The organism is Pseudomonas sp. PAMC 26793 (genome assembly GCF_000313235.1).
Taxonomy (GTDB): domain Bacteria; phylum Pseudomonadota; class Gammaproteobacteria; order Pseudomonadales; family Pseudomonadaceae; genus Aquipseudomonas; species Aquipseudomonas yamanorum.
In genome coordinates, this window is record NZ_AMXG01000045.1 from 109453 (window position 1) to 122765 (window position 13313).

The following is a 13313-nucleotide window of genomic DNA, read 5'->3' on the forward strand; positions in this document are numbered from 1 at the left end:
CCGTTCGATCGTTCCCACGCTCTGCGTGGGAATGCATCTTGAGACGCTCCGCGTCACGGCTCCTAGAGCGGACGCAGAGCGTCCAGGGCGGCATTCCCACGCAGAGCGCGGGAACGATCATTGTGACGGCGACTGCGCCTGGCTCACCAGCCAATCCATAAGCTGCTCCAACCCCGCCGAGGGCTCCGTCCCCGGCGGGTACACCAGGTAATACCCCATGCCCGTCGGCACCCTCAGTTCAAACGGCGTCGCCAGTCGTCCCGACTTGAGATCCTCGCCAATCAGCGCGCTGTCGCCAATCGCCACTCCGGAGCCCTGGGACGCCACCGTCATCGCCAGGTCCAGCGTTTCAAAATGATGCCCCTGGGCAAGATTGCTCAAGCGCGCGTTCGCCGCTTTCAACCACAACGCCCAATCCCGTTCATCCCGCGTAGGGTGCAGCAGCACCTGTTGCTGCAAATCGGCGGGCGTGTGCAAGCCACTGAGCAAGGCCGGCGCGCACACCGGTGTCAGGCGCTCATCAAACAAATGCCGGGCCTGAGCTGACTGCTCGGCAATCGGCGCGTAGATCACGGCGGCATCGAACTGTTCACGGCGAAAGTCGACGGTGTAGGCCACGGTGGTGGTCAGTTCCACCGGCACGTCCGGACGTTCTTGCTGCCACTGCATCAGGCGCGGTAACAACCAGCGCATCACGCAGGTGGAAGCCTTGAGCTGCAAGGTCTCGCGGCGGGTGCCGATCTGTTCCACCGCCTCGCCGATCAGGCCGAACACCTGCTGCGCCCGCAGCGACCATTCACGGCCTTCTTCGGTCAGGCTCAAGCCACGGGCCTGGCGCTGGAACAGCGCATAACCCAGATGACTTTCCAGCCCGGCAATCTGCCGGCTCACCGCCCCCTGGGTAATGTGCAATTGCTCGGCGGCTCGGGTGAAGTTGCAGCACTGGGCCGTGACCCAAAAGGTGTGCAGGGCCGGCAAGGGCGGAAGGCGTTTCATAAGGGCGCAGCCATGACGTGAGGACATGGCTAGTATGACTTTTTATCGATTGTTGCCGCTATGGGCCAGCCGTTCCAATACGGGCCTTTATCAACAATAAGAGCGATGACAATGGCGACCTGCGGCGAAGTATTGGTCAACCTGCTGGAAGGCTACGGCGTGGACCAGGTGTTCGGCATCCCCGGCGTGCACACCGTGGAACTCTACCGGGGCCTGGCACGTTCAAGCATCCGCCACGTCACCCCGCGCCACGAACAGGGCGCCGGCTTCATGGCCGACGGCTATGCGCGCACCAGCGGCAAGCCCGGCGTGTGCTTCATCATCACGGGCCCCGGCATGACCAATATCACCACCGCCATGGGCCAGGCCTACGCCGACTCGATCCCGATGCTGGTGATTTCCAGCGTGCAGTCCCGCAGCCAGCTGGGCGGCGGGCGCGGCAAGCTGCACGAGCTGCCGAACCAGAGCGCGATGATTGCGGGCGTGGCGGCGTTCTCCCATACCTTGATGTCGGCCGCCGAATTACCCGGTGTGTTGGCCCGGGCGTTTGCGCTGTTTCAGGCCGGGCGACCGCGCCCGGTGCATATCGAAATCCCGCTGGATGTGCTGGTGGAAAACGCCGACGCATTGCTCGGCAGCGAGCCCGTCAGCGTTTCTCGCGCCGGTGCCGCGCCGTCGGCGGTCAAGCAGATGAGCCAGTTGCTGGCGGCGGCAAAACGTCCGCTGATTCTCGCCGGTGGTGGTGCGATCGACGCAGCGCCCGAGTTGACGCAACTGGCTGAAGCCCTCGGCGCGCCAGTGGCGCTGACCATTAATGCCAAGGGCATGCTGGCCTCCAACCATCCATTGCTGATCGGCTCGACCCAAACCCTGGTCGCCACCCGCGCCCTGGTGGCCGAGGCGGACGTGGTACTGGCGATCGGTACTGAGCTGGCAGAGACCGACTACGACGTGACCTTCGCCGGCGGTTTCGACATTCCCGGCGCCCTGCTGCGCATCGACATCGATTCCGACCAGACTGTGCGCAATTACCCGCCGCAAGTCGCGCTGGTGGCTGACGCGCAAATCGCTGCGCAGGCATTGCTTGCCGAACTCGGCAACAAGTCCCTGGCCGCCCGGGACAGCGACTGGGGCGCCCACCGCGTCGCCCGCCTGTGGCGCGAACTGGAACCCACCTGGGACGCCGCCACCCGCGCGCAAACCCTGTTCCTCAATACGGTATTGGATGAATTGCCCGACGCCGTACTGGTGGGCGACTCCACCCAACCGGTGTACACCGGCAACCTGACCCTGAACCTCGACCAGCCGCGTCGCTGGTTCAACTCCTCCACCGGCTACGGCACCCTCGGCTACGCGTTGCCGGCGGCCATCGGTGCGTGGCTGGGGCGTGGCAACGGCGCGCCGGTGGTGTGCCTGATCGGCGATGGCGGCCTGCAATTCACCTTGCCGGAACTGGCCAGCGCCGTGGAAGCGCGCACGCCGGTGATCGTGTTGCTGTGGAATAACCAGGGTTATGAGGAGATCAAGAAATACATGGTCAACCGCGCCATCGAGCCAGTGGGCGTGGACATCTACACCCCGGACTTTATCGGCGTGGCCAAGGCCCTTGGCGCTGCTGCCCAGCGCATCCAGGGTGTTGAGGAATTACGCAGCGCATTGCGCGCCGCCACGGATCGCCAGGGGCCGACTGTGATTGAAATCGACCAGGGACTGTGGATGGAGGAGGTGGCGGTATGAGCGCGGTATTGAACGGGCTGTACATCAACGGTGCCTGGCGCGCGGGCCATGACGTGCTGGACGTGATCAACCCGGCGACCGAAGCCACGCTGGCTCAGGTGAACGTGGGTGATGCAAGTGCGGTGAGCGAGGCCGTCGGTGCCGCCAGCGCTTCCTTCCCGGACTGGTCGAAAAGCACCGGGCGCGACCGCGCGGCACTGCTGCGCAAGATCGCCGAGGGCGTGAGCGCCCAGCGTGACCACCTGATGCACCTGCAATCGAGCAACAACGGCAAGCCGCTGTTCGAGGCCGGGATTGATGTGGACGACGTGATCGCCACGTTTGAGTATTACGCCGGTGTGGCCGAAGAAATGGATGCCAGCCAGGACCGTCCGGTGGCACTGCCCACTGAGGATTTCAGCGCCCGCGTGCGCCGTGAACCCTGCGGCGTGGTGGGCCTGATCGTGCCGTGGAATTTCCCGATGGTCACCACCGCCTGGAAACTCGCCCCGGCGCTGGCGGCCGGTTGCTGCGTGGTGCTCAAGCCTTCGGAAGTGACGCCGTTGGCGGAGCTGGAACTGGCCAGGATCATCGCTTCAGTGGGACTGCCTGCCGGTGTGTTCAACCTGGTCTGCGGCACCGGCCTGGCGGTGGGCGCGCCGATGGCGGCTGACCCGCGGATCGCGAAAATCTCCTTTACCGGTAGCAATGCCGTGGGCGTGCAGGTGATGCAGCGCGCCGCCGAAACGGTCAAGGGTGTGAGCCTGGAGTTGGGCGGCAAATCCTCGTTGCTGGTGTTGGCGGACGCCGACCTCGACCTGGCCGTGGAACTGGCCTGCGGCGGTGGTTTCTTCAACGCCGGGCAGATGTGTTCCGCTACCAGCCGGGTGTTGGTAGCCGACGAATTGGCGGACGAATTTCTGACCCGTTTGCAGGCCAGGGCCGAGAGTATTCGCGTGGCGGACCCGTTTGCCGAAGACGTGGAAATGGGCGCGCTGGTCAACCGTGCGCAGTACCAGCGGGTGCTGGGGCATATCGAGCGGGGGGTGCAAGCCGGCGCGAAGTTGCTGTGTGGTGGCGGGCGCCCGGCGGATTTGCCTCACGGGTATTTCATTCGCCCGACGGTGTTTACCGAAGTGCCGCTGGACAGCGCGTTATGGAACGAAGAAATTTTCGGCCCGGTGCTGTGCGTGCGCAGCTTTGCCAGTGAAGCCGAGGCGGTGGCGCTGGCCAATGACAGCGAGTTTGGTTTGGTGGCCAGCGTGCTGAGCGGCAACCCGGAAACGGCTGAGCGGGTGGCCAATGCGTTGCAGGTAGGTTTGGTGTGGATCAACGCGCCGCAGGTGATCTTCCCGCAAACGGCGTGGGGTGGTTACAAGCAGAGCAGCATCGGCCGGGAACTGGGGCCGTGGGGGTTGCAGGCGTTTCAGGAGATCAAGCATGTGATTCGGGCGGTCTGAAAACCACCACACAACACTGTGGCGAGGGAGCTTGCTCCCGCTAGACCGGGCTGGCGATCCAGTGCGAAGCGCTCTCAAAAATCTTGGGGCCGCTGCGCAGCCCAGCGGGAGCAAGCTCCCTCGCCACAAAAGCTTTCCTCACCACAAGGGTCCTTGGCAGAAAAGCCCACCCGCATTTTTTCAATAGCCCCAACGACTTTCTCATTTGCCCCCCTCCCCCACGCCCGGCCTAATACTGCCCTTGTCAGTTCAAGGCTCGCCCATGGAAAACGTCCGCGCAAAACCCGCTACCGCCCTTTGGCTGATGATCAGCGTCGTGCTGGTGGCTCTCAACCTGCGCCCGTCGATGGCCGCCGTCGGCCCGTTGTTGTCGTCGATTCGCGCCGACGTGGCCCTGAGTTTCAGCACCGCCTCCCTGTTGACCATGCTGCCGGTCATGGCCATGGGCCTGGCGATGTTTTTTGGCATGGGTGTGGCCAAGCGGTTCGGCGAACATCGCAGCATTATGCTGTCGCTGGTGGTGATCGGCCTGGCCACGGTGTCGCGGTTGTTCCTGGACTCGGCGGTTGAGCTGATCCTCAGCGCCATCGCCGCCGGCGTAGGCATCGCGATGATCCAGGCGCTGATGCCCGCGTTGATCAAGTCTCGCTTCAGCGACAACGTTTCCCTGTTCATGGGCCTGTACGTCACCGCGATCATGGGCGGCGCTGCCCTCGCCGCTTCGTTCTCACCGTTTATCCAGGTGCAAACCGACAGTTGGCGCATCGGCCTGGCGATCTGGGCGGTTCTCGCCGTATTGGCGCTGGTGTTCTGGTACGCCCAACGCTCGGCGTTGCCGCCACTGCCCCAAGCCGGCTCAGGCCCACAGGAATCATTCTTCGGCAATCGCCGGGCCTGGTTGCTGGCGATCTTTTTCGGGCTCGGCACCGCGTCCTACACCTGCGTGCTGGCCTGGCTCGCGCCGTACTACGTGGAACAAGGCTGGAGCGAGCAGAACGCCGGCCTGTTGCTGGGCTTTTTGACGGCCATGGAAGTGGTCTCTGGCTTGATCACCCCGGCCATCGCCAACCGGCGCCGGAACAAGCGCGGTGTAGTCGCGGTGCTGCTGGTGCTGATCATCGCCGGCTTCTGCGGCCTGATCCTTAGTCCGCAGCACCTGAGCCTGCTGTGGCCGTGCCTGCTGGGCCTGGGGATTGGCGGGCTGTTTCCGATGAGCCTGATCCTGTCCCTCGACCACCTCGACAACCCGCGCCGCGCCGGTGGCCTGACCGCCTTTGTGCAGGGCATCGGCTATTTGATCGCCGGTGTTTCGCCGCTGATTGCCGGGATGATCCGCGACCAACTGGGCAGCTTCGAATGGGCCTGGTGGTCACTGACGGCCGTGGTGGTGGTGATGCTGCTGATCGTGCTGCGTTTCGACCCCCGGCATTACGCTCGGCATATTCGCTGAGGTCGTGTTGTAAACATTATTTGTCTCACCTCAAACAGAGAAAGGTCCGACAGAGCTTTCTATTGGTACGAGCGTTCCGTTAACATTTTGTATTGTCTTGTACCAAGTTCGGTACAAAGCGCTTGCGGACGGAACGGATGCTAAACAGCAACTTGCTTAGAAAGCTCGATATGCAGGACCTGATGGTGTTTGTCGCTGTTTACGACCAAAGCAGCGTCACCGAGGTCTCCGAAACCCTGTTCGTCAGCCAGTCCACCGTGAGCTACAGCCTGAAGAAGCTGCGCACCAGCTTCGAAGACGAGTTGTTTATCAACACCCGGGCGGGCATGCGTCCTACGTACAAAGCCGCCACCATGTACGGGCATGTGCAGAAAATCCTCGAAAGCATCAACCTCTGCCATGCCGGCAGCCAGGCCTTCGACCCCACCCAGAAGGCCGTGACCTTCAACGTCTGCGCCCCCGAATACTTCGAACAGCTGATCCTGCCGCGCCTGCTGAAAAACTTCGACCACGCCGACCTGCCGGTGATCGTCAATGTGCAGAAGCTCGAAACCGAGATCCCGGCCGACGCCTTGCGCGACGGGCGCCTGGACCTGGTGATCTGCTTCGGGCCGCACTTTCATCGCGAGCACAGGGACATCAAGACTCAGATGCTGCTGGAAGACGACCTGGTGTGCGTGTTCGACAAACAGTCGGCGCCCCGGGAACCCGCGTTCAGCCTGCAATCCTTCGTCGCACGGCGCCATGTGTTCCCCACGCCCTGGAGTTCCGACACCAACATGATCGACGGCTGGCTGGCGCGCCAGGCTCACAAACGCCAGGTGATCGCCCGGGCCAACAGCTACAGCGCGGCGCTGAAGATGATCACCGGCACCGACTTTATCGTCACCCTGCCCCGTCGGGTGCAGAAGCTGCTGGCGGACAAAACCCTGTTCGGCCATTGCGAAGCGCCGAACGGTTTGCCGGGATTTACCCTGGATATGCAGTGGAATGAACACAGCGAGCAGGACAGCGCCAACACGTGGTTCAGGGAGCAAGTGGTGAAGGTGTGCGCGGATCAGAGGTTGCTATAACCCCCTGTGGCGAGGGAGCAAGCTCCTTCGCCACAGAGTATTGCCCGTCAGCCAATGGTGATTTTGCTGTAGGAATCGCGATCCATGTCTACCAGCAGGACGCTGAGCTGAACCTGCAAATCCGTAGGCCATTCGCCCAGGTCCTGCAGCGCTGCCAGCAGGCTTTCCGACAACTGTTTCTTGACCTGGGGTGAACGCCCGCTGAGCAGCGACAGTTTTACCGCGATAAACGCGCGCGGGCTCAAGGACGTACCGACCTGAAAGGTCTCCACCTTGACCGCCCGGCTTTTGATATCAAACTCGGAACCGAACTGCCCGGACGCCATCAGCACGTTGTTGAGCCGCAACAAGGTTTTCTCAACGGCCAGCTCTGTGAGGTTGGCGGTATATTCCAGATGCAGATGCGGCATGAAAGGCTCCGAGTTGTTGTAGGAAAAGAGCCATACATATAGCACGAGGCCGGGTCGAATCAGACCGCTTTCAATGTGAAACTTCGGTCAAGCTGCGCAGCGAGCGGTTTTCCCAGATTGCCACCATCACCAATACCGCCGAAGTCAGCGCCCCCAGTACCAAGGCCGAAAACACCTGCTGCAATCCTAACGGCAACAACACCAGCAACATCAGCAATCCGCCCAGGTGCGAAAGCGGTGGCAATGGCCGGTCGCTCATCACCCACTTGAACAACGCACTGCCCAGCAGGAACAACCACGGGCCGGCGATGATCGCCACCACGCCCGCCTGGCTGGCATGCCCCGGATGCACCAGCACCAGTTCGTCGGCCACGGCGCTGACGATAATCCCGGCGACGATCAATACATGCAGGTAGGTGTAGGCAATCCGCGCCTGGCGGCCGGGGTCGGCGGAGCTGGCGATGCGATGGTGGGCACGCTCGGCGCCGCTGTCGAAATAGATCCACCACAGGGCGATGCTGCCCACTACCGCCACCAGGAAGGCCGCCAGCCCGTCCACGCTCCAGGGCAACTCAGCGAAGGTCGCGCCAGTCACCAGCAACGACTCACCCAAGGCGATGATCACAAACAGGCCGCAGCGTTCGGCCATATGGTTGCCTTCCACATTCCAGTCCGCAAGCGTCGAGGGCCCAAGCCCCGGCACCCAGAAATACACCGACGGGGAAATCAATTCGATCAACAGCGCCAGGGCCCAGAAGGCCAAACGCTGTTCACCTTCGAGCAGCGCGCCGGTGATCCAGAACACCCCGGAAAACAGCATCCACGCCAGGATCCGCTGGAAATTGCGGGTCATGTTCAGGGGCTCGCCGCGCACCGCCCACAGGGCAAACAGCGTACGTCCTACCTGCATGAATACATAGGCACCGGCGAACAGCAGGCCACGGTCGGTAAACGCCTTGGGAATCGACGAGGACAACAGCAGGCCCGCCACCATCAAGCCGAACAGGCCGATGCGGATCGGGATTTTTTCCGGGTCCAGCCAGTTGGTGACCCACGAAGTGAAGATCCACACCCACCACACCGCGACCATCATCAGCGCTACCTGCACCGCGCCGCCGATGGACAAGTGGGCGAGCAGCGAATGGGACAACTGGGTCACCGCGAACACGAACACCAGGTCGAAGAACAACTCGACCATGCCAACCTTGCCGCTGTCATGACTGCCGCGCCCACGCAGCAAGGACCGGGATGGGGTCATGGGTGGATCTCCCTGAAAGGTTTATCTCAAGAGTTGGGGGCGACTACCGGCAGCATGTCCCGCTCGCTCATGAACGCCTCGAGTCGCGAACGCATCCAGCGTTCCGCCGGGTCGGTATCCACATGGCTGAGCCAGACCATGGACAAATCCAGGGTCGGGGTTTCGAACGGGAACGGCTCGCAGAACAGATGCCCCCCGGCGGCCATGGCCTGGGCGGTGTAGTCCGGCAGGCTGGCGATCATGTCGGTGCCGGCAAGCAGCGCCGGCAGCGCGCTGTATTGCGGCACCGAGAGCACCACGTGGCGTTTGCGACCGATTTCCGCCAGCCACTCATCGGCAAACCCGGACACGTTGGCGGTGTGGGACACCAGCACATGGGGCCGTGCGCAGTATTCGTCGAGGGTCAGGGGTTTGTCCGAGGCGTCCGCCCGCAGCAAACAGGGGCGGATATGCCGCAACAGCTTGCGCTTGGCATTCGCCGGCAGGCCGCGGGTCTGGGTGATGCCGACGGTGATATCGCCGGAGGCCAGCAGGTCCGGAATGCGCCAGTAATCCACATGCTGCACCACGAACACCACCAGCGGCGCCTCCTGGCGCAAGGCCCGCAGCAGCGGCGGCAGCAGGCCGAACTCGACGTCGTCGGACAGGCCGATGCGAAAGGTCATGGTGCTGATGGACGGGTCAAAATCGTGGGTCAGGCTCAGGGCCGACGACAAGGAATCGAGGGCCGGCGACAGGTGCTTGATGATTTCCTCGGCCCGCGCGGTGGGCTCCATGCGGTGGCCGACGCGAATAAACAACGGGTCATTGAACAAGGTGCGCAGGCGGTTGAGGGCCGAACTGATGGTGGGTTGGCCGAGAAACAGCTTCTCCGCCACCCGGGTCACATTGCGCTCGAGCATCAAGGTTTCAAAGACCACCATCAAGTTGATGTCGGCCTTGCGTAATTCATTGCGATTCATCGGCGCTCGCCCCACTGCCCTGGATAAGCCGCAGTTTAGAAACACCCGGGGCCCTGCGTCTATGCGCACACTGTTCAACACGGGGCTTTGGGACTATAAAGCAGCTTCCAAGGCTTGCGAGAACACCATCGTGCTGGTCATTTCTGCCTTGAGCGTCCTGGTTGCCGGGATTTTGCTCTGGGCCATCAAATTCATCGCTCATCCCACCGCCAGGACACTGTTACGGGCATTTGTCGGTTTATGCCTGGCAGCCGTCGTGGCTTACCTGGTGCTGGCTTCCGGGTTTCCGACCTCATTGCTGGTGTGATCCGGCTCCTGTCCCTGGCGCAAACGCAAGGCGGCCAACGCGGCCACCACCAGCACCACGGCGATCACTTTCAAACCGTTCATGGCGTTGCCAGTGCTCATCTCGATCGCGCCCATCACCGACGGTCCGACAAACCCGCCGAGCAATCCGCAGGCATTGACGAAGCCCAGCCCGCCCGCCAGTGCCACGCCCTTGAGGCGCGAAGCCGGGTAGAGAAAGATGATCGACTGCACCACAAAGAACATCACCGCCGACACACAGAAACCCAGCAGGCTGAACACCGGCCCCGACACCGAGGCAATCCCCAACCCCAATGCCATGGTCAGCAAGCCGGTAATCAACAGCCGCCGGGCACGGGTGGGCGTGGTGGCAAAACGCGGCAGCAACACGGCGCCGGCCGCTGCGGCAATCCACGGCAATGAGGTCAGCAAGCCGACACTCATGGTGCTCAACTCACCGTACTTGCTGATGATGCTCGGCAGGAAAAAGATCACGGTGTAGATCGTGATCTGATGGCAAAAATACACAAAGATCGCCAGCAGGATCTGCGGTGTCAGCCAGTTCTTCAGGGAATGCCCGCCCTCGCCTGCGCCCTCTTCGGTCTCCATCGCGATGCGCTGTTCAATCCCGCGCGCCTCTTCGGCCGAGAGCCAGGGTGCCTTGCTCGGGCGGTCCGGCAACTTGCACCACACCACCCAGGCAAACGCCACTGCTGGCAAGCCTTCGAGCAGGAACATCCACTGCCAGCCATGCCAGCCGAGGATCCCGTCCATGCGCATCAACGCCGCGCCCACCGGGCCGCCGATGATGTTGGCAAAACACACGCCGAGCAGGAAATACCCGGTGGCCCGCGCCCGTTGCTCGCGGTTGAACCAGTAGGTGAGGTACAACATCACCCCGGGAAACAGGCCGGCTTCGGCAATGCCCAGCAGCAGGCGCAGGATATAGAACGAAGTCTCACCCTGGACGAACGCCATGGCCGCCGAAATCAGGCCCCAGGTCACCATGATCCGGGCAATCCAGAACCGCGCGCCGACCTTGTGCATGATCAGGTTGCTGGGGATTTCCGACAGCGCATAGGTCAGGAAGAACAGCCCCGCCCCCAGGCCGTAAGCCGCCGCTGAAATCCCCAGGTCAACGTCCAGGTGGTGCTTGGCCAAGGCGATGTTGGTGCGGTCCAGAAAGCTCAGCACGTAGGCGATGATCAGCAACGGCATCAGCTTGACGAACATCAGTTTGTTCAACTCCCGTGGTTCACGGGCAGTGTTGGCAGTCTTCATCGGGCATTCCTCTTGGCGCCCCGCCAGCGCAACAGTTGGGGGGCGCATCGGTGTTGTTCTAGGGTTCGAGTTGCGCAACCAGCGCCGGCGGGCGATGGGAAAACAGTTGCAGCAGCGCCCCGCCCAGGGCACAGCCGGCCATCACGAAGAAGCACACCGTGTAGCCGTGCAAGGTGGTCCAGCCGCCGCCCATGGCAATCAGGCTGCCCATCAGCACCGGCGCCAGGCCGCCGCCGATAAACATCGCGGTGGTAATGATGCCGTTGGCGGTGGAAGTCGCCGACGGCTCGGCCGAGTCGCAGGCCACCGCGTAGTAGATCGGCCACACCGCATTGGCCACCAGGCCGAACAGCAGTTGCACGACGATGATCAGTGTCAGGGTGTTGGCGAAGTAGAACGCACCGACACTGGCGGCCATCCACACGCCGCAGATGATCAGGGTGACGCGTCGGCCAATGATGTCCGACAGCGACGGCCACACCAGTTGCCCGAGAATCCCGGTGAGGGTGAACACCACGCTCATCCCCGCCGATTCGGCCAGGGACAACCCGGCGATGTTGTACAGGTACGCCGGCAGCACGATGTTGACGCCCATGTACACCACTTGGGTCAGCATCGTATTACCCGCCGTCAGGGCGATATTGCGATTGCGCAACGTGGCAATAAACGTGCGCCAGGCGTGGCCTTTCACTTGGCTGGTGGGTGCGTTGTCCGGCGGGGTCATGCCCTTGGCAGCGATGTCGACGTACAACGCGGTGATGCGTTCGGCAGTGGAATACCGCGCCCAGAAAATCATCAGCGGCAACGCCACCACAAACGCGAAGAAGAACACGTAGCGCCAGTTGTCTTCGCCAAAGGTGCTGATGACAAAGCTGGCGACGATGCCACTGAGCATGGCGCCAATCGGGTAACCGGTGTGGTGCGCACCCAGGGCAAAACCACGACGCTCCACCGGCCACCATTCGGCGGTGTTGCTCACGCCCACCGGCTCGCCCCAGCCTGCGCCGAGGTTGACGCCGACCCGCAGCGCGATAAAGGTCGCGAGGTTGCCGCTCAGGGCCTTGAACCCGGAGAGAAGCGAGATCGCCGTGTAGCCCAGCACCAGCGGCACCTGGAACCGCGCGCGCTTCCAGCCACCGCCGTAGCGGTCGCTCCACATCGAGCCGGGAATATCCAGCAGGGCCAGGGCGAGCATGATCACTGTGGCCATGGTGCCCCACTGATCGGCGGATAAATCGAAATGCTTGGAGATGGTCGGCCCCAGCCGCAACACGATCTCACGGTCGTAGGCGTTGAGGATCCAGATCATCCAGCACACCAGCAGCGACACCCAGGAGTGCCGGTGAATACTGCGCAGCGAGGCTTTTTTCAAGGTTGCCATGGGTTTCTCCAGGCGCGCGAGGGCGCGCACTGACACAAGGTTGCGAAAGGAAAGTGCCTTGTTGAAAAAACGCGCTAGCTGGCGAACCGTCGCTCGGCTATTCCTTGCACGCCCAGCCCGGAGATCGCAAAAAGCGCCCCGCGCTGCTGACCGTCGGCCGGGAAACGCGGCAACGGCGGCTTGGCCATGGAGGTGACGAACAGGGTGTCCAGGTTCGGCCCGCCGAAGGTCAGGCTGGTGACCTTTTTCACTGGCATCTGGATGATCCGGTCGACCTGGCCATTAGGTGTGTAGCGCACCAGTTTCCCGGCGTAGACCAGCGCCTGCCACAGACAGCCTTCGGCATCCACGGTGCAGCCGTCGGCGGCGCCACCACTGCGGGTGTCGACCTTTGCGAAGGTGCGTCGATTGCTCACCGCTCCCGTGGCGAGGTCGTAGTCGTACGCCCAGATCTCGCCGGACCAGGTGTCGCAAAAGTAGAAGATGTCACCCGACGGGCTCCAGCACGGGCCGTTGGACACGATGATGCCTTCGTCCAGGGTGTGCAGGCTCAGGTCCGCATCCAGGCGGTAGAGTTTGGCGCTGGCGCTGTCTTCCAGAGTGTCCATGGAGCCGAAGACAAAGCGCCCTTGGCGGTCGACCTTGCCGTCGTTGAGGCGGTTATTGGGCAGTGCGGGTTCCGGGTCGATGACCAGCGTCAGTTCGCCGCTGTTCAGGTCAAGGAGGTGCACGCCGTTTTGCAGGGCGACGATGGCTTGCTCGCCACTATGGCGCAGGGCCATGGAGCCGATTTTCTGGCCCACGTCCCAGGCGCGCAGTTCGCGGCCATCCTCGGTGCAGCGCAGGATCCGGCCGTCGGCGCTGTCGATCCAGTACAACCGTTGTTGTTCGACGTCCCACACCGGGCCTTCGCCCAGGGTGGTCTTCACGTCCACAAGCACTTCGATACGCATGGTGTTATCCCCTTTTTTGTTGTTGTGCGGGATGGACATGGCCGCGCCGTGACGCGGCCGGTTTATC

The 13313-nt window shown here is 62.8% G+C and carries 12 protein-coding genes; 5 read left to right on the plus strand and 7 right to left on the minus strand.

The annotated features are described in order from the left end of the window. Positions 1–117 precede the first annotated feature (117 nt). Complete coding sequence (locus D109_RS0124530) at positions 118–996, minus strand: LysR substrate-binding domain-containing protein (protein ID WP_017479209.1); 879 nt, start codon at positions 994–996, stop codon at positions 118–120. A gap of 111 nt (positions 997–1107) precedes the next feature. On the opposite strand from D109_RS0124530, the gene D109_RS0124535 reads away from it, so the two are divergent. The 4 genes from D109_RS0124535 to D109_RS0124550 all read left to right on the plus strand — a co-directional run bounded on the left by D109_RS0124535 (position 1108) and on the right by D109_RS0124550 (position 6695). Beyond that, a complete protein-coding gene (locus tag D109_RS0124535) occupies positions 1108–2733 on the plus strand; it encodes a 5-guanidino-2-oxopentanoate decarboxylase (RefSeq protein WP_017479210.1) in 1626 nt (541 codons plus the stop codon). After that, complete coding sequence (locus D109_RS0124540; RefSeq protein ID WP_017479211.1) at positions 2730–4172, plus strand: aldehyde dehydrogenase family protein; 1443 nt, start codon at positions 2730–2732, stop codon at positions 4170–4172. Before D109_RS0124535 ends, D109_RS0124540 begins: the two co-directional genes overlap by 4 nt. A 262-nt stretch (positions 4173–4434) precedes the next feature. Then, positions 4435–5622, plus strand: a complete 1188-nt coding sequence (locus D109_RS0124545; protein ID WP_017479212.1) for a cyanate transporter — start codon at positions 4435–4437, stop codon at positions 5620–5622. Positions 5623–5759: 137 nt separating this feature from the next. Then, the gene (locus tag D109_RS0124550; RefSeq protein ID WP_032869002.1) at positions 5760–6695 is read left to right on the plus strand and encodes a LysR family transcriptional regulator; all 936 of its coding nucleotides are present in this window, start codon (positions 5760–5762) and stop codon (positions 6693–6695) included. Positions 6696–6742: 47 nt separating this feature from the next. Here the strand turns inward: D109_RS0124550 and D109_RS0124555 are convergent, their stop codons facing one another. From D109_RS0124555 to D109_RS0124565, 3 genes are all read right to left on the minus strand, one after another. Then, entirely contained in the window at positions 6743–7105 is a 363-nt protein-coding gene (locus D109_RS0124555; RefSeq protein ID WP_017479214.1) for a 5-carboxymethyl-2-hydroxymuconate Delta-isomerase, read from the minus strand. Between the two features lie 70 nt (positions 7106–7175). After that, a complete protein-coding gene (locus tag D109_RS0124560) occupies positions 7176–8363 on the minus strand; it encodes a low temperature requirement protein A (RefSeq protein WP_017479215.1) in 1188 nt (395 codons plus the stop codon). Positions 8364–8389: 26 nt separating this feature from the next. Then, entirely contained in the window at positions 8390–9325 is a 936-nt protein-coding gene (locus D109_RS0124565) for a LysR substrate-binding domain-containing protein (protein ID WP_017479216.1), read from the minus strand. A gap of 61 nt (positions 9326–9386) precedes the next feature. Here D109_RS0124565 and D109_RS1000000134300 point away from each other — a divergent pair, with 61 nt between their 5' ends. Continuing rightward, positions 9387–9632 carry a hypothetical protein gene (locus D109_RS1000000134300; RefSeq protein ID WP_152416404.1) on the plus strand — a complete coding sequence of 82 codons (246 nt, stop codon included), beginning with the start codon at positions 9387–9389 and terminating at the stop codon, positions 9630–9632. Here the strand turns inward: D109_RS1000000134300 and D109_RS0124575 are convergent. The 3 genes from D109_RS0124575 to D109_RS0124585 form a co-directional block, all read right to left on the minus strand. Next, positions 9587–10912: an MFS transporter gene (locus D109_RS0124575; RefSeq protein WP_017479218.1), complete on the minus strand. Its 1326-nt coding sequence runs from the start codon at positions 10910–10912 to the stop codon at positions 9587–9589. The two genes, D109_RS1000000134300 and D109_RS0124575, sit on opposite strands and share 46 nt — an antisense overlap. A 58-nt stretch (positions 10913–10970) precedes the next feature. Further along, positions 10971–12293 (minus strand): MFS transporter, encoded by a 1323-nt coding sequence (locus tag D109_RS0124580; RefSeq protein WP_017479219.1) that lies wholly within the window; start codon positions 12291–12293, stop codon positions 10971–10973. A gap of 74 nt (positions 12294–12367) precedes the next feature. After that, positions 12368–13246 carry an SMP-30/gluconolactonase/LRE family protein gene (locus tag D109_RS0124585; RefSeq protein WP_026078202.1) on the minus strand — a complete coding sequence of 293 codons (879 nt, stop codon included), beginning with the start codon at positions 13244–13246 and terminating at the stop codon, positions 12368–12370. Between the last annotated feature and the right edge of the window lie 67 nt (positions 13247–13313).